Consider the following 22745-nt stretch of genomic DNA (forward strand, 5'->3'; position numbering starts at 1 on the left):
TGCCGTGTTCCCCGGCGCCCAGGGTGGCCCGCTGATGCACGTCATCGCCGCCAAGGCCGTGTGCTTCAAGGAAGCGCTGGAGCCAGGCTTCAAGGCCTACCAGCAACAAGTCATCGAAAACGCCCAGGCCATGGCCCAAGTGTTCATCGACCGCGGCTACGACGTGGTTTCCGGCGGCACTGACAACCACCTGTTCCTGGTCAGCCTGATCCGCCAGGGCCTCACCGGTAAAGATGCCGACGCCGCCCTGGGCCGCGCGCACATCACCGTCAACAAGAACGCCGTACCGAACGACCCGCAGTCGCCGTTCGTCACCTCGGGCCTGCGCATCGGCACCCCGGCCGTCACCACCCGCGGCTTCAAGGTCGCTCAGTGTGTGGCCCTGGCCGGCTGGATCTGCGACATCCTCGACAACCTCGGTGACGCTGACGTCGAAGCCGATGTGGCGAAGAACGTCGCGGCGCTATGCGCAGACTTCCCTGTTTACCGCTGAGTGGAGTAAACGACCATGCAACGCTACTCGGGCTTCGGCCTCTTCAAACACTCCCTCAGCCACCACGAAAACTGGCAGCGCATGTGGCGCACGCCGACCCCTAAAAAGGTCTACGACGTGGTCATCGTTGGCGGTGGCGGCCATGGCCTGGCCACGGCCTACTACCTGGCCAAGGAACACGGCATCACCAACGTCGCAGTGATCGAGAAGGGTTACCTGGGCGGCGGCAACACCGCCCGTAACACCACCATCGTGCGTTCCAACTACCTGTGGGACGAATCGGCGCAATTGTACGAGCACGCCATGAAGCTGTGGGAGGGCCTGTCCCAGGACATCAACTACAACGTGATGTTCTCCCAGCGCGGTGTCTACAACCTGTGCCACACCTTGCAGGACATTCGTGACTCCGAGCGCCGCGTCAGCGCCAACCGCCTCAACGGTGTCGATGGCGAACTGCTGAACACCGCCCAGGTCGCGGCCGAAATCCCGTACCTGGACTGCTCGAAGAACACCCGTTACCCGATCCTCGGCGCGACCGTTCAGCGCCGTGGTGGCGTTGCCCGTCACGACGCCGTGGCCTGGGGTTACGCCCGTGCCGCCGACGCCCTGGGCGTGGACCTGATCCAGCAGACTGAAGTCATCGGTTTCCGCAAGGAAAACGGCGCGGTCATCGGTGTCGAAACCAACAAAGGCTTCATCGGCGCCAAGCGTGTCGGCGTGGTCACCGCGGGTAACTCCGGGCACATGGCCAAACTGGCCGGCTTCCGCCTGCCGCTGGAATCGCACCCGCTGCAAGCCCTGGTGTCCGAGCCGATCAAGCCGATCATCGACAGCGTGATCATGTCCAACGCCGTGCACGGCTACATCAGCCAGTCCGACAAGGGCGACCTGGTGATCGGCGCCGGTATCGACGGTTGGGTCGGCTACGGCCAGCGCGGTTCGTACCCGGTGATCGAGCACACCCTGCAAGCGATCGTCGAGATGTTCCCCAACCTCTCGCGCGTGCGCATGAACCGCCAATGGGGCGGCATCGTCGACACCTCGCCGGACGCCTGCCCGATCATCTCCAAAACCCCGGTCAAGAACATGTTCTTCAACTGCGGTTGGGGTACCGGTGGCTTCAAGGCGACCCCGGGTTCGGGCAACGTCTTCGCTGCCAGCCTGGCCAAAGGCGAGATGCACCCACTGGCCGCGCCGTTCTCCATGGACCGTTTCTACAACGGCGCACTGATCGACGAACACGGCGCCGCCGCCGTCGCCCACTAACCGGAGACACCGTCATGTTGCATATTTTCTGTCCCCACTGCGGCGAGCTGCGCTCCGAAGAAGAGTTCCACGCCTCTGGCCAGGCGCACATCGCCCGCCCGCTGGACCCTGCCGCCTGCTCCGACGAGGAGTGGGGTACCTACATGTTCTTCCGTGACAACCCGCGCGGTATTCACCACGAACTGTGGGACCACGTTGCCGGCTGCCGTCAGTACTTCAACGTCACCCGCGACACCGTGACCTACGAGATTCTGGAAACCTACAAGATTGGCGAGAAGCCGCAGGTGACCGCCAACGGCAAGCAAAACAGCGCACCGTCGACCGTCAAAGGCCAAGGGGAAAAAGTATGAGCCAGACCTATCGCCTCGCCAGCGGCGGCCGTATCGATCGCAGCAAGGTCCTGAACTTCACCTTCAACGGCAAGACCTACCAGGGTTATGCCGGTGACAGCCTGGCCGCTGCGCTGCTGGCCAACGGCGTCGACATCGTCGGCCGTAGCTTCAAGTACTCGCGCCCGCGCGGCATCATCGCCGCCGGTACCGAAGAGCCGAACGCCATCCTGCAGATCGGCTCCAGCGAAGCCACCCAGATCCCTAACGTGCGTGCCACCCAGCAGGCGCTGTACGCCGGCCTGGTCGCCACCAGCACCAACGGCTGGCCTAACGTCAACAACGACGTCATGGGCATCCTTGGCAAGGTGGGCGGCAGCATGATGCCGCCGGGCTTCTACTACAAAACCTTCATGTACCCGAAATCGTTCTGGATGACGTACGAGAAGTACATCCGTAAAGCGGCCGGCCTTGGCCGTGCACCGCTGCAGAACGACCCGGACAGCTACGACTACATGAACCAGCACTGCGACGTGCTGATCGTCGGTGCCGGCCCTGCTGGCCTGGCCGCCGCCTTGGCTGCTGCCCGCAGTGGCGCCCGCGTGATCCTCGCCGATGAACAGGAAGAGTTCGGTGGCAGCCTGCTCGACACCCGCGAAACCCTCGACGGCAAGCCTGCCGCTGATTGGGTCAATGCGGTGGTCAAAGAGCTGGAAAGCCTGCCGGAAGTGACCCTGCTGCCACGTGCCACGGTCAACGGCTACCACGACCACAACTTCCTGACCATCCACGAGCGCCTCACCGACCACCTCGGCGACCGCGCCCCGATCGGCCAGGTGCGTCACCGCGTGCACCGTGTGCGTGCCGGCCGTGTGGTACTGGCCGCTGGCGCCCACGAGCGCCCGCTGGTGTACGGCAACAATGACGTGCCGGGCAACATGCTGGCCGGCGCTGTGTCCACCTACGTACGCCGCTACGGTGTGGCCCCGGGCCGCAAGCTGGTGCTGTCGACCAACAACGACCACGCCTACCGCGCCGCGCTGGACTGGCACGACGCTGGCCTGCAAGTGGTCGCCATCGCCGACGCCCGCCACAACCCACGCGGCTCGCTGGTTGAAGAAGCGCGTGCAAAAGGCATCCGCATCCTCACTTCCAGCGCCGTGGTCGAGGCCAAAGGCAGCAAGCACGTGACCGGCGCCCGCGTGGCCGCCATCGACGTGCAGGCCCACAAAGTCACCAGCCCAGGCGAAACCCTCGAGTGCGACCTGATCGCCAGCTCCGGCGGTTACAGCCCGATCGTCCACCTGGCGTCGCACCTGGGCGGTCGCCCGGTCTGGCGCGATGACATCCTCGGCTTCGTGCCGGGCGATGCACCGCAAAAACGCGTTTGCGTCGGCGGCATCCATGGTGTCTACGCCCTGGGCGATGTGATTGCCGACGGCTTTGAAGGCGGCGCTCGCGCAGCCACCGAAGCCGGCTTCAAGGCCACCACCGGCACCTTGCCGAAAACCGTGGCACGCAAGGAAGAGGCCACCGTGGCCCTGTTCCAGGTGCCGCACGACAAGGGCAGCAAAGGGCCTAAGCAGTTCGTCGACCAACAGAACGACGTGACCGCTGCCGGTATCGAGCTGGCCACCCGCGAAGGCTTCGAGTCGGTCGAACACGTCAAGCGCTACACCGCGCTGGGCTTCGGTACCGATCAGGGCAAACTGGGCAACATCAACGGCCTGGCCATCGCCGCCCGTTCGATCGGCATCACCATCCCGGAAATGGGCACCACCATGTTCCGCCCCAACTACACGCCGGTCACCTTCGGTGCGGTAGCGGGCCGTCACTGTGGCCACCTGTTCGAACCTGTACGCTTCACCGCCCTGCATGGCTGGCACGTGAAGAACGGCGCCGAGTTCGAAGACGTTGGCCAGTGGAAACGCCCGTGGTACTTCCCCAAAGCCGGTGAAGACATCCACGCCGCCGTGGCCCGCGAGTGCAAGGCCGTGCGTGACAGCGTCGGCCTGCTCGACGCCTCGACCCTGGGCAAGATCGACATCCAGGGCCCGGACGCGCGTGAGTTCCTCAACCGCATCTACAGCAACGCCTGGACCAAGCTCGACGTGGGCAAGGCCCGCTACGGCCTGATGTGCAAGGAAGACGGCATGGTCTTCGACGACGGAGTGACCGCCTGCGTTGGCGACAACCACTTCTACATGACCACCACCACCGGCGGCGCCGCACGCGTGCTGCAGTGGCTGGAGCTGTACCACCAGACCGAATGGCCAGAGATGAAGGTGTACTTCACCTCGGTCACCGACCACTGGGCGACCATGACCCTGTCCGGCCCCAACAGCCGCAAGCTGCTGAGCGCGCTGACCGACGACATCGACCTGGACAAGGACGCCTTCCCGTTCATGACCTGGAAGGAAGGCACCGTCGCCGGCGTACCGGCCCGTGTGTTCCGCATCTCGTTCACCGGTGAGCTGTCGTACGAAGTGAACGTGCAGGCCAACTACGCCATGGGCGTGCTGGAAAAGATCATCGAGGCGGGCAAGCAATACAACCTGACCCCGTATGGCACCGAGACCATGCACGTGCTGCGTGCCGAGAAGGGCTTCATCATCGTCGGCCAGGACACTGACGGCTCGATGAACCCAGACGACCTGAACATGAGCTGGTGCGTCGGCCGTAACAAGCCATTCTCGTGGATCGGCCTGCGTGGCATGAACCGCGAAGACTGCCTGCGCGACAACCGCAAGCAGCTGGTCGGCCTCAAGCCGGTGGACCCGACCCAGTGGCTGCCAGAAGGCGCGCAACTGGTGTTCGACCCCAAGCAACCGATCCCGATGGACATGGTTGGCCACGTCACCTCCAGCTACGCGGCCAACTCCCTGGGGTATTCGTTCGCCATGGGTGTGGTCAAAGGCGGCCTCAAGCGCATGGGCGAGCGGGTGTACTCGCCGCAGGCTGACGGCAGCGTGATCGAGGCGGAAATCGTGTCTTCGGTGTTCTTCGATCCGAAGGGTGAGCGGCAGAACGTTTAAGGCCCATGGATAGCTCCGCTTGAAATGCAAGCCCTGTGGGAGCGGGCTTGCCCCGCGAATGCAATGGTGGCCATGCCGCCCACTTCGCGGGACAAGCCCGCTCCCACAGACCACCACTCGCATTCGGGCATTGCGTCTGACCTTCGGTCTTACGGACAACAGAATTCAAGGCAGGTAAGAAATGAGCGCTATCAACGTCTTCCAGCAAAACCCCGGCGCCGACGCCAAGGCCCAGTCGCCGCTGCACCATGCCGACCTGGCCAGCCTGGTTGGCAAGGGCCGCAAGAACGCAGGCGTGACCCTGCGTGAGAAAAAATTCCTCGGCCACCTGACCCTGCGTGGCGACGGCCATGACCCGGCCTTTGCCGCATGCGTGCACAAGGCCCTGGGCCTGGAGCTGCCGGTGGCCCTGACCGTGGTCGCCAACAGCGACATGTCGCTGCAGTGGATGGGCCCCGACGAGTGGCTGCTGATCGTCCCGGGCGGCCAGGAGTTTGCCATCGAGCAAAAACTGCGCGCGGCCCTCGACGGGCTGCACATCCAGGTGGTCAACGTCAGCGGCGGGCAGAGCCTGCTGGAACTGCGCGGCCCGCACGTGCGCGAAGTGCTGATGAAGTCCACCAGCTATGATGTTCACCCAAACAACTTCCCGGTGGGCAAGGCCGTCGGTACCGTGTTCGCCAAGTCGCAACTGGTGATCCGCCGCACCGCCGAAGACACCTGGGAACTGGTGATTCGCCGCAGCTTCGCCGATTACTGGTGGCTGTGGCTGCAGGACGCTTCGGCCGAATACGGCCTGAGCATCGAAGCCTAAGGAGAGCCGCACATGAGTCGGGCACCGGATACCTGGATTCTCACCGCCGACTGCCCGAGCATGCTCGGTACCGTCGACGTGGTGACGCGTTTCCTCTACGAGCAGCGCTGCTACGTCACGGAGCACCACTCCTTCGATGACCGGCAGTCGGGGCGTTTCTTCATTCGCGTCGAATTCCGCCAGCCGGACGATTTTGACGAGGCGGGCTTCCGTGCCGGCCTCGCTGAACGTAGCGAAGCGTTCGGTATGGCCTTCGAGCTGACCGCGCCTAATCACCGCCCCAAGGTGGTGATCATGGTGTCCAAGGCTGACCACTGCCTGAACGACCTGTTGTATCGCCAGCGTATTGGCCAACTGGGCATGGACGTGGTCGCAGTGGTGTCCAACCACCCAGACCTCGAACCGCTGGCGCATTGGCACAAGATTCCTTACTACCACTTTGCACTCGACCCCAACGACAAGGCGGGGCAAGAGCGCAAGGTGCTGCAGGTGATTGAGGAGACTGGCGCGGAACTGGTCATCCTTGCCCGCTACATGCAGGTGCTGTCGCCCGAGCTGTGTCGGCGCCTGGACGGCTGGGCGATCAACATTCACCACTCGTTGTTGCCGGGGTTCAAAGGCGCCAAGCCTTATCACCAGGCGTACAACAAGGGCGTGAAGATGGTGGGTGCGACCGCGCACTACATCAACAACGATCTCGATGAAGGGCCGATCATTGCCCAGGGGGTCGAGGTGGTGGACCACAGCCATTACCCGGAAGACCTGATTGCCAAGGGGCGGGATATCGAATGCCTGACCCTGGCGCGCGCTGTGGGGTATCACATTGAGCGGCGGGTGTTCCTTAACGCCAACAGGACTGTCGTTCTCTGACGCCTGTAAGGGCCTCTTCGCGGGACAAGCCCGCTCCCACAGGTACAGCGCCGCTTTCAAAGGCGGCGCTGTACCTGTGGGAGCGGGCTTGTCCCGCGAATGGGCTCAGCAAATTTTCCCTGCCGTTAAAAGGCATCTCCCTGTCGTTTCCAGTCAGTGCAAACCGCCGTATCAGGCCCACAATTCCCCTCATCCCAGTAACACATGCCGCCCATGGATGGCGGCGCTTCAACCAACGCTGCATAAATAAAAATCAAGCGAGGTAAGAGCATGTCTGGCAATCGTGGAGTGGTGTATCTCGGCGCCGGCAAGGTCGAGGTGCAGAAGATCGACTACCCGAAAATGCAGGACCCGCGCGGCAAGAAGATCGAACACGGCGTCATTCTCAAGGTGGTCTCCACCAACATCTGCGGCTCCGACCAGCACATGGTCCGCGGCCGTACCACTGCCCAGGTCGGCCTGGTTCTGGGCCACGAAATCACCGGTGAAATCGTCGAGTTGGGGCGTGATGTCGAACGCCTTAAAAAAGGCGACCTGGTGTCGGTACCGTTCAACGTCGCCTGCGGCCGCTGCCGCTCCTGCAAAGAAATGCACACCGGCGTCTGCCTCACTGTAAACCCGGCCCGCGCCGGCGGTGCCTACGGCTACGTCGACATGGGCGACTGGACCGGTGGCCAGGCCGAGTACGTGCTGGTGCCTTATGCCGACTTCAACCTGCTGAAACTACCGGACCGCGACAAGGCCATGGAAAAAATCCGTGACCTGACCTGCCTGTCCGACATTCTGCCCACCGGCTACCACGGCGCAGTGACGGCGGGCGTAGGCCCAGGCAGCACCGTTTACGTCGCGGGCGCCGGCCCGGTCGGCCTGGCCGCTGCTGCGTCTGCCCGCCTGCTGGGCGCTGCCTGCGTGATCGTTGGTGACCTCAACCAAGCCCGTCTGGCGCACGCCAAGTCGCAGGGCTTCGAAGTGGTCGACCTGTCCAAGGACACCCCGCTGCACGAGCAGATCATCGACATTCTCGGTGAGCCGGAAGTGGACTGTGCCGTCGACGCCGTTGGCTTCGAGGCCCGCGGCCACGGCCATGAAGGCGCCAAGCATGAAGCCCCGGCCACCGTGCTGAACTCGCTGATGCAAGTGACCCGCGTTGCCGGCAACATCGGTATCCCGGGCCTGTACGTGACCGAAGACCCAGGTGCCGTGGATGCCGCTGCCAAGATCGGCGCCCTGAGCATCCGCTTCGGCCTGGGTTGGGCCAAGTCGCACAGCTTCCACACCGGCCAGACACCGACCATGAAGTACAACCGCCAGCTGATGCAGGCGATCATGTGGGACCGTATCAACATTGCTGAGGTGGTTGGTGTGCAGGTGATCAACCTGGACCAGGCGCCGGAAGGGTATGGCGAGTTCGATGCGGGCGTGCCGAAGAAGTTTGTGATTGACCCGCACAAGATGTGGGGCGCGGCGTAATTAAAGTTGAGCTAAAAGCCCTTCGAATGAGGGGCTTTTTTCTAGACTACAACCTACAAGGCTTGAGCTGATGAACCAGAAGGCCCAACTCTCTACCGCTGCTGCGGGGTACGCCTTATTAAGGCGTCATGCCCCTTGAACTTCTGTAGCTTCCACGAATGTATATACCTTCAATTGTGGGGGCTTGGGCTTTAGCGAAAAGACTTTCACCTAATTTAACGATGAAGTCGTTCCGTTCGGCTCTTGATTTCCGTGCGGAGGTATTTACTCACGCTAGGAGATAATGGCGGATTATGTCCATTGGCACTCAGATGCGCATTCAGCTGCCTGATCTCGATGTCATTAGCCACATACTCGGATAAATTGTACTGTGCAATATATTCTTTGGTATCTGCTGTTTCGATGATATACAGCGTTTCACGGTGGAATGTCGAATTGTGTGTTTTTGGTTCCAGCTTATAATTTCTGGTGTTTCCGGGTTTTTCTAGCAGATTAACTGCTGGCTCTGATGGCTTTCTTGGGTGATAAATCTCGATTTGAATAGAGGGGATTTTTTCTGCTCGCCCAGTGGGGTATCCGCACTACGAAAAATGGCGCGGTGGTGGTCGCCTTGGTTGACGGTGATCAGCTTGTTACCCTGGTAGAAGAAAAGCAAACGGTTCGATCCTTTGCTCATGATTCAGGTCTCTGCTGCTCTGGATGTATGGGGTGTGCCAGAAGCCCATTCTGAACAGCCGCAAGAATTTCGATACTGGCAGAAATAACAGTTTTTCAGCTTCCCCAGCACTGCCTCATAACCTGTGGGGTTTGCCCGCGAAGAGGCCAGCCCTGCCAATCCATTACTCAGCGCATCATCCCCTGCTCGGCATCAGATCGGTACGCTGAGCTTTCGCTTCGTCTTGAACTGGGTCGAAGCGCATAGTTTCCACGCCAGCGGGACCCTGACCGTAGAAGGGTTTTTGTGGTCAGCATCGCCGAATCTATGTGTTACTCCCTCTGATGAAATAAATCATATTCTCCAATCTATTTATTTCACGATCTAGAGATGTAATTTTTTGATCAAGTTTATGGGTGGTGTTGTGGAGTTTGTACATCTCCTGAATTCCAGGATTTGAGTTGTAAAAGCTTGTTAAGTTGGTTTCAGCTACTTGTGCGTCGACGATTTGCGCGAAGGCGGCATCAGAGTTCCAGTGACCGCGCGCTGTTCTTTCATTTTTAGATTGAGTGGTGTGTATAAGGTCATGCATTTCTTTAAGCTTGCCTGGGTTGTTGAATGAATAATTCAAAACCTTTTGTTTGTCTTCTTTTAGGCTAGGGTTATCCAGCTCCAGCTTGGCGCGCTCTTGTTTTAATTGATTTAGCCGAAGCGTCATAGGGCTTTCTGACGGCGAAGGTGCGGAGGTTACTTTGTGGGTGGTAGCGCCTGCCGAATTGTTTTTTTTCCCTGGGGGGGCATGACCTGAGGGGTCTAAGTGATTAATTGGGTCTCCGGAGCAATAGGCATATGCGTTAATGCCTCCGTCATCGAAGGGGCTTAGCGAATCAGGAGATAAAAATCGCATCAGTATGGGGCTAAACACCCGGTAGCCATTGCCCAGTACATAGCTTTCAGACCCTGTGTCGAGCCGTTCTGCATTAAAACCTAAGACAGTGCTTGACGAGGGGAGAGTTGGATCGTAACCGTAAGTAGTGAATGTATGGACTTCTGTTTTTTGGGGGGCATTCAACCTGAGCACCGAGCCGCCATTTTCTACTGCCAACAGTCCAGTACCCAATATTGTATCGGTATTTCGTTGTGCAAGTGGAATGTCAGGAGTTTGTATGCTCCTGGATATCTGGCCACCTTGCTGTACGCTGGAGAGCTTGCCGCTTTGGTAGAAGTAATGGACAGTGCCTTCGCGTTTCATGGGATATCCATAATAATTTGTCAGAAATGTAATGCTTTGATAAATGTAGCTATGCGTTATTGGTTTAACAACTAGCAAAAATGATAGGTGCTTAGGTCGAGCGATCACCACTAGGCTGGGAGCTAGGTGTACGGTCCCGGAATGAGAGGGTGCTGACAGTGAGGGTTGGGCCTGTCAGTTAGCGGGGCCGCTGTGCGCCCTTCGCGGGCAAGCCCGCACACAACAGAGGGTACGCGACATACCCCGATACGCGGCCTGGAACAAACCACCAATCCTTCAGTCGAATGCCTCGTTTCCCCGGCCATCCCGGCCCACGAGGTCCCTCCCGATGAAAGCATTCACCCTGGCAACCCTGATGACCCTGGCCGCAAGCCCGGTGTTCGCCTTCAACCTCAGCGATGCCGCCAATGCCGTGTCGGCCATGCAGAACCAAAAACAACAGGGCCAGGTGCAGGCGCCCGAGGCGCAGGCCAATTTGCTCAATACCTTGGGCAGTGAACTGAAGATCACCCCGGAACAGGCCGTGGGCGGGGCGGGGGCGATGCTGGGTTTGGCGCGCAATAACCTGAGTTCCGACGACTACGGTCAGCTGACCAAAGCTGTGCCTGGGCTGGACTTGCTGTCCGGTGCCAATGCGCTGGGCGGGTTGAGTGGGTTGGGTGAGCTGCTCGGCAAGAACAGCGAAAGCCAGTCGGCGTTGAACAATGCGCTGGGCAACAACGTGGAGAACCGCAGCGACCTGGACAGCGCGTTCAAGGCGCTGGGCATGGATACCGGGATGATCGGGCAGTTTGCGCCGTTGATTCTGCAGTACCTGGGGCAGCAGGGGATTGCGGGGGCGTTGCTGCAGAACCTGGGTAGCCTGTGGACAACCCCCGCGCCGTTGGCTCAGCCTTCGGTCTGAAGGCCTAACACCATTTCTGTGGGAGCGGCCTTGTGTAGCGAAAGGGGCGCGCAGCGGCCCCAGGATTTAAGCATCACAGTCAAGATTGCTGGGGCCGCTACGCGACCCTTTCGCGACACAAGGCCGCTCCCACAAAGCACAATTGCGTAGATCAGGCGGCTTCTGTGAAGTCCACCAGGCTGACCGGGCGGCGGAAGCCGCTAGTCAGTACGGCCAGGTACGCAAGGCCCAGCGCAAACCAGCACAGCCCAATCACTAGCGTCAGCGCCGACAGGCTGGTCCATAGCCACAGCGTCAGGCCCAATCCCACCAGCGGCACCACGCCATAGCACAGCAGGCCTTTGAGGTTGCGCTGTGCGCTGTCACCCATCAGGTGGGTCTTCACCACCGCCAGGTTCACCGCCGAGAACGCCACCAGCGCGCCAAAGCTGATCAGCGAGGCGAGGGTGGACAGGTCGATCACCAGCGCCAACAGCGAAAACGCCGACACCAGCAAAATGGCGAACACCGGCGTGCCAAAACGCGGCGACAGGTAACCGAACGTGCGCTGCGGCAGCACCTTGTCACGGCCCATGGTGAACAGGATTCGCGACACCGCGGCCTGCGAGGCCAGTGCCGAACCCAGGCTGCCGGCGACGAAGGCGGCGGTAAAGAAGTTGGCCAGGAATTGCCCGCCTGCCTTGAACATCACTTCATTGGCCGCCGCATCGGCGTTTGCAAACGTGCTGCCCGGCAGCACCAGCTGGCTGACGTAGGCCAGCGCGGTGAACAGTACGCCGGCGAAGAGCGTGGTGAGGATGATCGCCCGTGGCACGTCGCGGCGGGCATCGCGGCATTCTTCGGCCAGGGTGGAGACGGCATCGAAGCCGAGGAACGACAGGCACAGTACTGCGGCGCCCGCCATCAGCGGGCCGAAGCCAGGTTGTGTGCCGTCACCCATCAGCGGCGAGAGCAGGTCTAGCGGTTGGCCGGCCAGGGTCTGGCAGGACAAGGCCACGAATACCCCGATAAACACGATCTGCGCACCGACGATCAGGTTGCTGGTTTTAGCCACCGAGTTAATGCCGACCACGTTGAGCACGGTCACCAGGGCGATGGAGGCGAGCACGAAGGCCCAGGCGGGCACAGCCGGGAAGGCAATGTTGAGGAACAGGCCGATCAGCAGGTAGTTGATCATCGGCAGGAACAAGTAATCGAGCAGCAGCGACCAACCCGCCAGGAAACCAACGTTCTGGCCGAAGGCCATGTTGGTGTAGGAGTACGCCGAACCCGCGACCGGGAAGCGTTTGACCATGAAACTGTAGGACGCGGCGGTAAACAGCATGGCCACCAGCGTAACCAGGTAGGCGCCAGCGGTGCGGCCACCGGTGAGTTCGGTGACGATGCCGTAGGTGGTGAAGATGGTCAGCGGAACCATGTACACCAGGCCGAAGAAGACCAGGGCGGGTAGGCCCAAGACGCGACGAAGTTGGGCGGGGGTGGAGCAAGGTTGGTTGGCCATCGATCGATCCAGGCAATTTTTTGTAGTTGTGCTTTGATCGATTTTTATCCACTTAGGTGGAGGGTGACAAAGAAGTAATCCTTATGTTGATTATTAGCCTGGGTTTTAATCAGATTTGTGCTGTGCCTGTGCAGGCCTCTTCGCGGGCAAGCCCGCTCCCACAGGTTCACTACAGGTCTTGAGAGCGGTGGTAGAACTGTGGGAGCGGGCTTGCCCCGCGAAGAGGCCGGACCAGCCAACATGGCCTAGCGCAATTCTGCGCGCAACTCCTCGATACGCTGGTCTTTTTCCAACCACAGCTGGTTCACCCAAGCCTGCACGGTCTGCCGGAAGGCCGGGTCATTTTCATAATCCCCATCCCACAACGCTGGGTCCAACTCACGCACCTGAATGTCGATAATCACCCGGCTAATGCTGCCATTGAGCAAATCCCAGAACCCCGGCGCCTGGTTGCCCGGGTAAACGATGGTCACGTCCAGCAGCGCATCCAGCTGCTCGCCCAGCGCCGCCAGCACGAATGCCACGCCGCCGGCCTTGGGCTTGAGCAGGTAGCGGTAAGGCGATTGCTGCTCCTTGCGCTTGGCTTCGGTGAAGCGCGTGCCTTCCAGGTAGTTGACCACGGTTACCGGCTGGCGTTTGAACAGCTCACAGGCGGCCTTGGTGATCTCCAGGTCCTTGCCCTTGAGCTCGGGGTGCTTGTCCAGAAACGCCTTGCTGTAGCGCTTCATGAACGGGTAATCCAGCCCCCACCAGGCCAGGCCCAGCAGTGGCACCCAAATCAGCTCCTTCTTGAGGAAGAACTTGAAGAACGGCGTGCGGCGGTTGAGGCTTTCGATCAGCGCGGGGATGTCGACCCAGGTCTGGTGGTTGCTCACGGCCAGGTACGAGGTGTCCTTGCGAAGGCGGTCGACGCCGCGGATATCCCACTGGGTGGGGATGCACAGGGCGAAAATCGCCTTGTCGATCTCTGACCAGGTTTCGGCGACCCACATCACCGCCGCTGAGGCATAGTCACGGCCACGGCCCGGCAGCACCAGCTTGAGCAGGGCAAAGACCAGCAGCGGGCAGATCAACACCACAGTGTTGAGCAGCAGCAGGAGGGTTGTGAGAATGCCGGTCAGCAGGCGACGCATAAAGGAACTCTTGTAGTGAGATAAAAACAGCCGGCAATGATAAGCAGCGATGCGGCCTACGCCAAATGTCCAATGCCCAGCGGCGAGGACAAATGTTTCACATTGTGTTGATTACCGTGTGCAGACGAACCTATTCAACTCATGCAGTCTAAGCACTGTCTGCACTCAAGGAAGCGTAACCCGTGAAAACACTGCTTGCCCTGTTGTCACTGTTCGCCTTGCCGGTCATGGCCGCCGAGCCGACGATTTATGGCCGTTACGAAAACATTGCCCTGCCGGAGATTGGCGAGACCTTGAAGGCCAAGATGGACACCGGTGCCTTCACCGCATCGCTGTCGGCCAAAGACATCGAGCTGTTCACCCGCGATGGCGATGAGTGGGTACGCTTCCGCCTGGCGACCAAAGAGTCCGACGGCAAGGTCTACGAGCACAAGGTCTCGCGCATCAGCAAGATCAAGGGCCGTGCCGACGAAGAGGAAGAGGGCGATGCGCCGGAAATCTCCAAGCGCCCGGTGGTCGACCTGGAGCTGTGCCTGGGTGATGTGAAGCGCACGGTTGAAGTGAACCTGGTGGACCGCAGCAGTTTCAACTACCCGCTGTTGATCGGTTCCAAAGCGTTGCGTGAGTTCAAGGCAGCGGTCAACCCGGCCAAGAAGTTCACCGCCGGCAAGCCGGACTGCTGACCAAAATTTCACCCGTTCCTCCGTGTAGGAGCAGCCTTGTGCTGCGAAGAGTCCATGCCAGACGCAGCACAAGTGCTGACGATACCGGCCTTTTCGCAGCACAAGGCTGCTCCTACAATGTCCAGCTACGCCCCCAGCCAGGCCGGACACCATGCCCCATATCCTCATCGTCGAAGACGAAGCTGCCATCGCCGACACCCTGGTCTACGCCCTGCAGGCCGACGGCCACAGCACCGAGTGGGTGACCCTGGGCAGCGCCGCCCTCGACCAGCAGCGCCAGCGCCCGGCCGACCTCATCATCCTCGACATCGGCCTGCCCGATATCAGTGGTTTCGAAACCTGCCGCCAACTGCGCCGCTTCAGCGAGGTGCCGGTGATGTTCCTCAGCGCCCGCGATGGCGAAATCGACCGGGTGGTGGGCCTGGAGATCGGCGCCGACGACTACGTGGTCAAACCCTTCAGCCCCCGCGAGGTGGCGGCACGGGTGCGGGCCATCCTTAAACGCATGGCACCACGTGTTGAGCCCGCCGCCGCGGCAACGCTGTTCCAGCTCGATACCCTGCGCATGCAGATCAGCTACCGTAACCAGCCGCTGAGCCTGACCCGCCACGAGTTTCGTTTGCTGCAGTGCCTGCTGGAACAGCCCCAGCGGGTGTTCAGCCGCGAGCAACTGCTCGATGCCCTGGGCGTGGCGTCTGACGTGGGCTACGAGCGCACCATCGACAGCCACATCAAGAGCCTGCGCGCCAAGTTGCGCCTGGTCGCAAGCGAGGCAGAACCGATACAGACCCACCGCGGCCTCGGCTACAGCTACAGCCCGGATCACGCCTGATGCGCCTGGGCATCCGGATCTTCCTGGTGTACTTCCTGTTCGTCGGGCTGGCAGGGTACTTCCTGCTTAACACGGTGCGTGAACAGATCCGCCCGGTGGTGCGCCAATCGTCCGAAGAAACCTTGGTCGACACCGCCAACCTGCTGGCGGAGATCCTGCACGATGACGTCAAGGCCGGCACCCTCGGGCAAAGCCGCTTGCCCGAAGTCCTCAAGGCTTACGGTTCGCGCAGCCCGGGCGCGCAGATCTGGGGCTTGGCGAAGAACCAGGTCAGCCACCGCATCTACGTGACCGACGCCAAAGGCATCGTGCTGCTCGACTCCAGCGGTGAGGACCTGGGCAAGGATTACTCGAAGTGGAATGACGTTTACCTCACCCTGCGCGGCGAGTACGGCGCCCGCTCCACGCGCAGTGTCGCCGATGACGAAAGCACATCGGTGATGCATGTGGCTGCGCCGATCATCGATGACGGCCAGATCATCGGCGTGGTTACTGTGGCCAAGCCCAACAGTTCGCTGCAACCCTACATCGACCGCTCCGAGCAGCGTTTGCTCACGTTGGGCCTGGGCTTGATCGGCCTGGGCTTGTTGATTGGCGCAGCGCTGTCGTGGTGGCTGGCGCGCTCGCTGCGCAGGCTGGCCCGTTACGCCCAGGCGGTCAGCGAAGGTGAGCGGGCGGCGCTGCCGCATTACAAGGGCGGTGAGCTGGCGCACCTGGCCAATGCAGTGGAGCGCATGCGCACGCAGCTGGAAGGCAAGGCCTACGTCGAGCGCTATGTGCACACCCTGACCCACGAACTGAAAAGCCCGCTGGCGGCCATCCGCGGTGCCTCCGAGCTGCTGCAGGGCGATATGCCGGCCGAGCAGCGGGCGCGGTTTGCCGGCAACATCGAGCGCGAAAGCGAGCGCCTGCAGCAGATGATCGAACGCCTGCTCAACCTCGCCCGCGTGGAGCAGATGCAGGCGCTGGAGGATGAACAGCAGGTGGCGCTGGCGGCACTGGTCGACGAATTGCTGTTGGCCCATGCGGCGCGCATCGAAGCGGCGGGCCTGCAGGTGCGGCAGCGGGTGCCGGCCGGTTTGCGGTTGTTGTGCGATCCGTTTCTGATGCGCCAGGCGTTGGCCAACCTGCTCGACAATGCGCTGGACTTTACCCCGACCGGTGGGGCGTTGTTGTTCGAGCTTGAGCGCGACGGTGGGCGGGTGGCGTTGAGCCTGTTCAACCAGGGACAGGCGATACCGGCGTATGCCATTGGGCGGGTGAGTGAGCGCTTTTACTCGCTGCCGCGGCCGGGGAGTGGGCGCAAGAGCACCGGGCTGGGGCTGAATTTTGTAGCCGAGGTGATGCAGCTGCATGGCGGGGCGTTGGCGGTGGATAACGTCGATGGCGGGGTGCGGGTGCGGTTGTGGCTGCCGGTGCGGCGTATCAGCTGAGATTGCCGGGTCCGCTGCGCGGCCCATCGCCGGCAAGCCAGCTCCCACAGGTACTCCACAGCTTGGGACCTTATGTTGTACCTGTGGGAGCTGGCTTGCCGGCGATAGGGCCCTTGAAAGTACACACAATCTCCACACAAGCTCCGCAAGGCCTCCACGCAAGGCGCAGACACTGCGCCCACTGCCAAAGGAGGCCCTATGAACAAGACCCTTGGATTCAAGCTCGGCATGATTGCCCTGCTGATGGTGCTGTTGCTGATCCCGCTGCTGATGATCAACGGCCTCATCGACGAGCGCCAGACCCTGCGTGACAGCGTAGTACGTGACATCGCCCAGAGCGCCAGCTTCGACCAGCAGGTCAGTGGCCCGCTGCTGGTGGTGCCTTACCGCAAGTACCAGCGCCGCTGGATCGACAAGGACGGCGAGCGTATCCAGGAGACCAGCAGCATCGCCGGCCACCTGTACTTCCTGCCGGAAACCTTTGAGGCCGATCTGGGTGTCGATACCGAGCTGCGTTCTCGCGGCATCTACCAGGCGCGGCTGTTTCACGCCAAGGGCCGCATCAGTGGCCGCTTCAAGCTCCCCGAACGCTGGGGCATCGACAAGGATTTTGAAGACTACCGGTTCGACAAGCCCTTTCTGGTGGTGGGCATCAGCGACATTCGTGGCATCGAGAATGGCCTGGAGCTGACGCTCGACGAGCGCAAGTTGCCGTTCGAAGCGGGGACTGGGCTCGACTGGATGCGCGGTGGCGTGCATGCCAGCGTGCCAGGGCTGGATGGCCTGCAAGCGCGGGAGCTCAGCTACGGCTTCGACCTGGCGCTGCAAGGCACTGGCCAGTTGCAGGTGTTGCCGGTTGGCCGTACCAGCAGTGTGGATATGCGCGCCAACTGGCCGCACCCAAGCTTCATCGGCAGTTACCTGCCCAGCCGTCGCGACATCGATGCCCAAGGCTTCACTGCCCACTGGCAGACGTCGTTCTTCGCCACCAACCTTGAAGATGCCCTGCGCCAGTGCGCCACGGCCGGGCATTGTGAGGATTTCAGCGAGCGCACCTTTGGCGTCAGCTTTGTCGACCCGGTTGATCAGTACCTGAAGAGCGAGCGGGCGATCAAATACGCGCTGCTGTTCATTGCCCTGACCTTTGCCGGCTTCTTCCTGTTCGAGGTGCTGAAGAACCTCAGCGTGCACCCGGTGCAGTACATCCTGGTGGGTGTGGCCTTGGCGTTTTTCTACCTGCTGTTGCTGTCGATGTCCGAACACATCGGCTTTGGCCCGGCGTATGGGCTATCGGCTTCAGCCTGTGTGTTGCTGATTGGCTTCTACCTGAGCCACGTGCTGCGCAGCCTGGGGCGTGGGGTTGGGTTTGCGGCGGGGTTAGCGGCGTTGTACGGGATGCTTTATGGGCTGCTCAGCGCCGAGGACTACGCGCTGTTGATGGGGTCGTTGCTGTGCTTTGGTTTGTTGGGCGTGTTCATGGTGCTGACCCGGCGGCTGGACTGGGCGCGGGTGGGGAGGGCGGCATGAGGGAGGACAGAGAGCTTGGGCGGTGGTTGGCGCGCAGGATCGGGGAGTTATTTCCTGTGATTCCGAGGTGAAGCCTGGGGCTGCGGTGCAGCCCATTCGCGGGGCAAGCCCGCTCCCACAGGGATGGACTGCCCCCAAGAATTTGGACACCAATCCAACCCTTGGGGGCAGTCCAGGGATGGATTTGTGGGAGCGGGCTTGCCCCGCGAAGAGGCCCGTCAGGCCACCGGAGATGTGGCAACCATCGACGGCCGCTTGATCACCTCGGCATACCACGCCGCCAGCCCAGGCTGGCGCTCACGCCAACCAAAATCAGGCTGACGCAAATCCAGATAACCCAGCGCACAGGCCACGCCAATCGCAGCCAGATCAAAGCCCGAGATCAGCTCCGCCAGATGTTCCTGCTCCAGGTTGGCCAGGCTGCGGCGGATCTTGTGGCCCTGCGCCTCGAGCCAGCCATCCCAGCGCTTGTCCTCAGGCCGCAGGAAGCTCTCATAGCGGCTCGACACCGCCGCATCCATGATCGCATCGGCCTGCGACGCCAAGGTCATGCGCCGCCAGCGCGCCGAGCCCTCACGCGGCAGCAATGGCAGGCCGACGTGCTGCAGGTCGAGGTACTCGCAAATCACCCGGCTGTCGTGCAGCACCGTGCCGTCGTCCAGGCGCAGGGCCGGGATCTTGCCGATCGGGTTGCCCTGGTTGAGTTGGTCATCACCACTCACGGGGCTGATGTTCACCGGCTGCAGGGTGACGCGGTCAAGCTGGCCGGTCTCGTGCAGCACCACCATGACCTTGCGCACGAAGGGCGACAGCGGCGAGTGGAACAGGGTCATCGTGGCCATGGTTCAGTTGCCCTGCAGGCTGGGTGGCAGGCACACACCGGTACCGCCAATACCGCAGTAGCCGTCCGGGTTCTTGGCCAGGTACTGCTGGTGGTAGGCCTCGGCGAAGTACACGGTCGGGGCCTGGTCGATCTCGGTGGTGATCTCACCGAAACCGGCCTTGTTCAGCTCGGCCTGGAAGGCATCGCGGCTGGCCTTGGCTTCTTCGAGCTGCTGCGGCGAGGTGCAGTAGATGGCCGAGCGGTACTGGGTGCCGACGTCGTTGCCCTGGCGCATGCCCTGGGTTGGGTTGTGCAGTTCCCAGAACATGGCCAGCAGCTCGCGGTAGCTGACCTTGTCCTTGTCGAACACCACCAGCACCACTTCGGTGTGGCCGGTCAGGCCGGAACAGACTTCTTCGTACGTGGGGTTGGGGGTGAAGCCGCCGGCATAGCCGACCACCGTGCTGACCACGCCTTCACGTTGCCAGAAGCGGCGCTCGGCGCCCCAGAAGCAGCCCAGGCCGAAGATGGCGAAGTCGATGGCACCTTCGAAGAAGGGGCCCAGCATGGGGGTGCCTTCGAACACATAGTGGAACTCGGGCAGCGACATTGGCGTTTCACGGCCAGGCAGGGCCTGCTCCGCGGTTGGCATGACGTTTTTGTTCACCAGGATTTCCGAACGCAGGACCATGGCCGTTCCTCTGTATGTCAGGTAGATAGGTGCTGGCCTCTTCGCGGGGCAAGCCCGCTCTCACAGGTACAGCACAGGTTACAAAGTTGTATAACCCTGTGGGAGCGGGCTTGCCCCGCGAAGGGGCCCGAATGGACTCTATAGTGCCCGAGGTTAACGCTGCTGTCAGGCCATTGGACCGCGCGGATAGCGCTTCAGTCGCTCGGCCAGCTCACGCCCCGGAATCGGCCGATCGAACAGGTACCCCTGGCCCACGTCGCACCGGTGCCGGCGCAGAAACGCCAGCTGCGCCGGGGTCTCGATCCCTTCGGCAACCACCTTGAGCTTGAGGTTGTGGGCCATGGCCACCACCGCCGAGGTGATTTCCATGTCGTCCTGGTTATCCGGGATTTCGTTGATGAAGCTGCGGTCGATCTTGATGATGTCGATCGGAAACTTCTTCAAATAGCTCAACGACGAATAGCCCGTGCCGAAATCGTCCATTGCCAGGGTCAGGCCCAGGGCCTTGAGCTCGTCGAGCTGGCGGTGGGTGTCTTCGGTCGCTTCCAGCAGCAGGCCTTCGGTCAGCTCCAGCTCCAGCAGGTGCGAGGGCAGCGCTTCTTCCTTGAGGATCGAACTGATCGAGGCTACCAGGTCCGGGTCGGAGAATTGCTTGGGCGACAGGTTGATGGCCACGTGCAAGTTGCCCAGGCCGGCCTCGCGCAGTTGCTGGCTCATGCGGCACGACTGGCGCACCACCCACTTGCCGATGGGGATGATCAGGCCGGTTTCCTCGGCCACGCTGATGAACTGGTCCGGGCGGATCATGCCGCGCTCGGGGTGGTTCCAGCGCAGCAGTGCTTCCAACCCCAGCAGGCGGCCGCTGCGCAGGCACAGCTTGGGCTGGTAGAACACTTCCAGTTCGTTCTGGGTCAGGGCGCGGCGCAGGTTGTTCTCGACGAACAGCTTGTAACTGGCCTCGGCATTGAGCACTTCGGTGAACACCTGCACCTGGTGCTTGCCGTTGGCCTTGGCCTTGTGCAGCGCCAGGCCTGCGTTTTTCATCAGGCTCGCCGGGTCGATACCATGCAGCGGCGCACAGGCAAGGCCCACCGAGGCGGTGACGTTGATCAGCTGGTTGTCGACGAACATCGGCTTGTCGAGGGTGTGCAGCAACTGCTGGGCGACGTCCTGGCCGTCTTCCAGGCGGGTGTCGTCGAGCAGCACAGCGAACTCGTTGCTGGCGAAACGCGCCAGGATGCCACCGGGGCTGAGGCTGTTGCGCAGGCGGCGAGCCAGGCTCACCAACAGCTTGTCGCCGGTCTGGTGGCCGAGGCTGTCGTTGATGCGCTTGAAGTTGTCGATGTCCACCAGCAGCAGGCACATCGAGCTCTCGCTGTTACGGGCAAAGCGCTCGTCGAGGCTGCGGATGAACGCCGGGCGGTTGCCCAGGTTGGTCAGGTTGTCGGTGTAGGCCAGGCGCTCGATGCGCTGTTGGGCCAGCTTGGTCTGGGTGACGTCTTCGTAGATGCCGATGTAGTGGGTCAGCTCACGGTTGTCGCCATACACCTTGGATATCGACAGTTGGCCCCAGTAGGGCTCGAGGTTTTTGCGCCGGCTCTTGAATTCGCCTTGCCAGCTGTTGCCCATGGCCAGGCTCGACGGCGAATCGAACAGCAACTCGCTGAGGTTTTCCAGGGCTGGCAGCTCGGCCAGTTGGCGCCCCTGCACTTCATCGGTGCTGTACTGGGTGATCGCCGTGAAGCTTGGGTTGACGTATTCCACCACGCCGTCGCGGTTGACCAGCAAAAAGGCACTCGCGCTTTGTTCCACGGCGCGCTGGAACAGGTGCAGGGCGCTGGCCGCAGTGCGTCGGTTGTGGTTGGTGATGACCTGGGCGAACTGGTCGGCCAGCTCACCGGCAAAGGCGATTTCATCGGACTGCCAGGCCCGCGGCTGGCCGCTCTGCTCCAGGCACAACACCCCGATTACCTGGCCATCGACGCGCACGCTGGCATCGAGCATGGCTTTGTTGTCGGGGCGCAGGCTCTGGGTCAGGGCGCGGGTGCGCGGGTCGTGGTTGGCGTTGTGGGCGTCGATGGCGCGGCTGGCGTGCAGGGCGTCGAGGTAGTCGGGAAAGTGGCTGGCATCGATGGCTTCGGGCAGACGATGCTCCTGCTCGTGGCGGTACCAGGCACTGATCGGCTCCAGGCGCTGGTCTTCCAGATGCCAGATGCTGGCGCTGTCGACCTTGTAGATTTCGCAGGCGCTCTGGGTGATCAGTTCGGCGGCTTCGAGCAGCGAGTTCTCTGCGCTGTAACGCTGGCGGGCCAGGCGCAGGATCAGGTCTTGCTGGCCACGCACACGCTCCAGGTGTTCAAGCTGTTCTTGCTGGGCGCGCTGGTTGAGCTGTAGGGCCAGTTGCAGGCGGTTGTTGCGCGACTCCAGCTCACTGGCGTCGGGGTCGGCGGCGTCTGCGGGCGGGTCGTCGAGTACGCTCAGGTAGCCGCGCAGCAGTTGCCGGTTGTGTTGCCTGTAGGCTTCTCCGGCCTCCAGCAGGCGCAGTGACGCGCCAGGGGCATGCAGGGTGTAGCGCACGCGGTAGTAGCCACGGCGGGCAAGCTGCGACTGGATTTCGTCGTGCAGCCTGTAACGGGCTTCGGGCTCCATCAGGCTGGCATAGGGCGAATCGACCAGGGCGCACAGCTCGCCTGCCTGCAGGCCGAACTGGCGTTCGCAGGTGGGGTCGAGGTAGAGCATGGCCCAGGTGGCTTCGTTGAGCCTTTCGAAGCGCAGCATGCCGAGCCGCGAGGGCACGGGTAGCTGCGTGACGACCTCGGCCGCCACACGGCTGGCGGCATCGGGTTGGCTTTTCATCGAAGACTCGCTTGAAGAGGGAAACACGGCCTGGTCGGCGGCGTATCTGGCAAGGTTGCATCATGTCCCGAAGGCTGGCAAGCGGCCATGCGTGATGCTGTGTACGGGTTATCGGCAGAGGTACCACAAACTATAGGCGCGCCCCTTGTAGGAGCAGCCTTGTGCTGCGAAGAGAGCC

At 61.8% G+C, this 22745-nt stretch carries 19 protein-coding genes; 12 read left to right on the plus strand and 7 right to left on the minus strand.

Features of this window, described 5'->3' with window-relative positions:
- The 7 genes from HU750_RS16605 to fdhA form a co-directional block, all read left to right on the plus strand.
- A partial coding sequence (locus HU750_RS16605; protein WP_514132425.1) for a PLP-dependent aminotransferase family protein occupies positions 1-493 on the plus strand: 493 nt, incomplete at its 5' end.
- A 15-nt stretch (positions 494-508) separates the two neighbouring features.
- Positions 509-1759: a sarcosine oxidase subunit beta family protein gene (locus HU750_RS16610; protein WP_008089646.1), complete on the plus strand. Its 1251-nt coding sequence runs from the start codon at positions 509-511 to the stop codon at positions 1757-1759.
- A 14-nt stretch (positions 1760-1773) separates the two neighbouring features.
- Positions 1774-2109 (plus strand): sarcosine oxidase subunit delta, encoded by a 336-nt coding sequence (locus HU750_RS16615; RefSeq protein WP_027594307.1) that lies wholly within the window; start codon positions 1774-1776, stop codon positions 2107-2109.
- Positions 2106-5123, plus strand: coding sequence for a sarcosine oxidase subunit alpha (locus HU750_RS16620; protein ID WP_186681246.1), 3018 nt, complete (start codon positions 2106-2108; stop codon positions 5121-5123). Before HU750_RS16615 ends, HU750_RS16620 begins: the two co-directional genes overlap by 4 nt.
- A 181-nt stretch (positions 5124-5304) precedes the next feature.
- Positions 5305-5937, plus strand: coding sequence for a sarcosine oxidase subunit gamma (locus HU750_RS16625; RefSeq protein WP_186681248.1), 633 nt, complete (start codon positions 5305-5307; stop codon positions 5935-5937).
- Between the two features lie 12 nt (positions 5938-5949).
- On the plus strand, positions 5950-6807 hold the full coding sequence (gene purU / locus HU750_RS16630) for a formyltetrahydrofolate deformylase (RefSeq protein WP_027594310.1): 858 nt from the start codon (positions 5950-5952) through the stop codon (positions 6805-6807).
- A 270-nt stretch (positions 6808-7077) separates the two neighbouring features.
- Complete coding sequence (fdhA, locus tag HU750_RS16635) at positions 7078-8277, plus strand: formaldehyde dehydrogenase, glutathione-independent (RefSeq protein ID WP_186681250.1); 1200 nt, start codon at positions 7078-7080, stop codon at positions 8275-8277.
- Positions 8278-8761: 484 nt separating this feature from the next.
- Here the strand turns inward: fdhA and HU750_RS16640 are convergent, their stop codons facing one another.
- Together HU750_RS16640 and HU750_RS16645 are read right to left on the minus strand one after the other, a co-directional pair.
- Positions 8762-8953 (minus strand): hypothetical protein, encoded by a 192-nt coding sequence (locus tag HU750_RS16640; RefSeq protein ID WP_186681251.1) that lies wholly within the window; start codon positions 8951-8953, stop codon positions 8762-8764.
- Positions 8954-9257: 304 nt separating this feature from the next.
- The gene (locus HU750_RS16645) at positions 9258-10184 is read right to left on the minus strand and encodes an RHS repeat-associated core domain-containing protein (protein ID WP_186681253.1); all 927 of its coding nucleotides are present in this window, start codon (positions 10182-10184) and stop codon (positions 9258-9260) included.
- Between the two features lie 328 nt (positions 10185-10512).
- Between HU750_RS16645 and HU750_RS16650 the strand changes: the two genes are divergently transcribed.
- Complete coding sequence (locus tag HU750_RS16650; RefSeq protein ID WP_186681255.1) at positions 10513-11088, plus strand: DUF2780 domain-containing protein; 576 nt, start codon at positions 10513-10515, stop codon at positions 11086-11088.
- 151 nt (positions 11089-11239) lie between these two features.
- Here the strand turns inward: HU750_RS16650 and HU750_RS16655 are convergent, their stop codons facing one another.
- The gene (locus tag HU750_RS16655) at positions 11240-12589 is read right to left on the minus strand and encodes an APC family permease (protein WP_186681257.1); all 1350 of its coding nucleotides are present in this window, start codon (positions 12587-12589) and stop codon (positions 11240-11242) included.
- 245 nt (positions 12590-12834) lie between these two features.
- Positions 12835-13722, minus strand: a complete 888-nt coding sequence (yihG, locus tag HU750_RS16660) for a 1-acylglycerol-3-phosphate O-acyltransferase, YihG family (protein WP_186681259.1) — start codon at positions 13720-13722, stop codon at positions 12835-12837.
- Between the two features lie 182 nt (positions 13723-13904).
- On the opposite strand from yihG, the gene rloA2 reads away from it, so the two are divergent.
- The 4 genes from rloA2 (at position 13905) to creD (ending at position 18197) form a co-directional block, all read left to right on the plus strand.
- A complete protein-coding gene (gene rloA2, locus HU750_RS16665) occupies positions 13905-14405 on the plus strand; it encodes a retropepsin-like aspartic peptidase RloA2 (protein WP_186681261.1) in 501 nt (166 codons plus the stop codon).
- A 151-nt stretch (positions 14406-14556) separates the two neighbouring features.
- Complete coding sequence (gene creB, locus HU750_RS16670; RefSeq protein WP_186681264.1) at positions 14557-15237, plus strand: two-component system response regulator CreB; 681 nt, start codon at positions 14557-14559, stop codon at positions 15235-15237.
- Positions 15237-16670, plus strand: coding sequence for a two-component system sensor histidine kinase CreC (creC, locus tag HU750_RS16675; RefSeq protein ID WP_186681266.1), 1434 nt, complete (start codon positions 15237-15239; stop codon positions 16668-16670). The genes creB and creC overlap by 1 nt, the downstream gene beginning before the upstream one ends.
- Before the next feature lie 198 nt (positions 16671-16868).
- A complete protein-coding gene (gene creD, locus HU750_RS16680; RefSeq protein WP_186681268.1) occupies positions 16869-18197 on the plus strand; it encodes a cell envelope integrity protein CreD in 1329 nt (442 codons plus the stop codon).
- 218 nt (positions 18198-18415) lie between these two features.
- Here creD and HU750_RS16685 read toward each other — a convergent pair whose 3' ends face one another.
- From HU750_RS16685 to HU750_RS16695, 3 genes are all read right to left on the minus strand, one after another.
- Positions 18416-19039, minus strand: coding sequence for a glutathione S-transferase (locus HU750_RS16685; protein ID WP_186681270.1), 624 nt, complete (start codon positions 19037-19039; stop codon positions 18416-18418).
- Between the two features lie 3 nt (positions 19040-19042).
- Positions 19043-19711 carry a peptide-methionine (S)-S-oxide reductase MsrA gene (gene msrA / locus HU750_RS16690; protein WP_186681273.1) on the minus strand — a complete coding sequence of 223 codons (669 nt, stop codon included), beginning with the start codon at positions 19709-19711 and terminating at the stop codon, positions 19043-19045.
- Between the two features lie 165 nt (positions 19712-19876).
- Entirely contained in the window at positions 19877-22567 is a 2691-nt protein-coding gene (locus tag HU750_RS16695; protein ID WP_186681275.1) for a putative bifunctional diguanylate cyclase/phosphodiesterase, read from the minus strand.
- Positions 22568-22745: the final 178 nt, after the last annotated feature.

The sequence above is a fragment of the Pseudomonas sp. SWRI50 genome, from assembly GCF_014269095.1.
In the GTDB taxonomy this organism is placed as follows: Bacteria; Pseudomonadota; Gammaproteobacteria; order Pseudomonadales; family Pseudomonadaceae; genus Aquipseudomonas; species Aquipseudomonas kermanshahensis.

Bases quoted from the DNA above. Each gene is read 5' to 3' on its own strand.
- HU750_RS16610 (WP_008089646.1), top strand. From the start codon at position 509: ATGCAACGCTACTCGGGCTTCGGCCTCTTCAAACACTCCCTCAGCCAC.
- HU750_RS16615 (WP_027594307.1), top strand. From the start codon at position 1,774: ATGTTGCATATTTTCTGTCCCCACTGCGGCGAGCTGCGCTCCGAAGAA.
- HU750_RS16620 (WP_186681246.1), top strand. From the start codon at position 2,106: ATGAGCCAGACCTATCGCCTCGCCAGCGGCGGCCGTATCGATCGCAGC.
- HU750_RS16625 (WP_186681248.1), top strand. From the start codon at position 5,305: ATGAGCGCTATCAACGTCTTCCAGCAAAACCCCGGCGCCGACGCCAAG.
- purU (WP_027594310.1), top strand. From the start codon at position 5,950: ATGAGTCGGGCACCGGATACCTGGATTCTCACCGCCGACTGCCCGAGC.
- fdhA (WP_186681250.1), top strand. From the start codon at position 7,078: ATGTCTGGCAATCGTGGAGTGGTGTATCTCGGCGCCGGCAAGGTCGAG.
- HU750_RS16640 (WP_186681251.1), bottom strand. From the start codon at position 8,953: ATGAGCAAAGGATCGAACCGTTTGCTTTTCTTCTACCAGGGTAACAAG.
- HU750_RS16645 (WP_186681253.1), bottom strand. From the start codon at position 10,184: ATGAAACGCGAAGGCACTGTCCATTACTTCTACCAAAGCGGCAAGCTC.
- HU750_RS16650 (WP_186681255.1), top strand. From the start codon at position 10,513: ATGAAAGCATTCACCCTGGCAACCCTGATGACCCTGGCCGCAAGCCCG.
- HU750_RS16655 (WP_186681257.1), bottom strand. From the start codon at position 12,589: ATGGCCAACCAACCTTGCTCCACCCCCGCCCAACTTCGTCGCGTCTTG.
- yihG (WP_186681259.1), bottom strand. From the start codon at position 13,722: ATGCGTCGCCTGCTGACCGGCATTCTCACAACCCTCCTGCTGCTGCTC.
- creB (WP_186681264.1), top strand. From the start codon at position 14,557: ATGCCCCATATCCTCATCGTCGAAGACGAAGCTGCCATCGCCGACACC.
- creC (WP_186681266.1), top strand. From the start codon at position 15,237: ATGCGCCTGGGCATCCGGATCTTCCTGGTGTACTTCCTGTTCGTCGGG.
- creD (WP_186681268.1), top strand. From the start codon at position 16,869: ATGAACAAGACCCTTGGATTCAAGCTCGGCATGATTGCCCTGCTGATG.
- HU750_RS16685 (WP_186681270.1), bottom strand. From the start codon at position 19,039: ATGGCCACGATGACCCTGTTCCACTCGCCGCTGTCGCCCTTCGTGCGC.
- msrA (WP_186681273.1), bottom strand. From the start codon at position 19,711: ATGGTCCTGCGTTCGGAAATCCTGGTGAACAAAAACGTCATGCCAACC.
- HU750_RS16695 (WP_186681275.1), bottom strand. From the start codon at position 22,567: ATGAAAAGCCAACCCGATGCCGCCAGCCGTGTGGCGGCCGAGGTCGTC.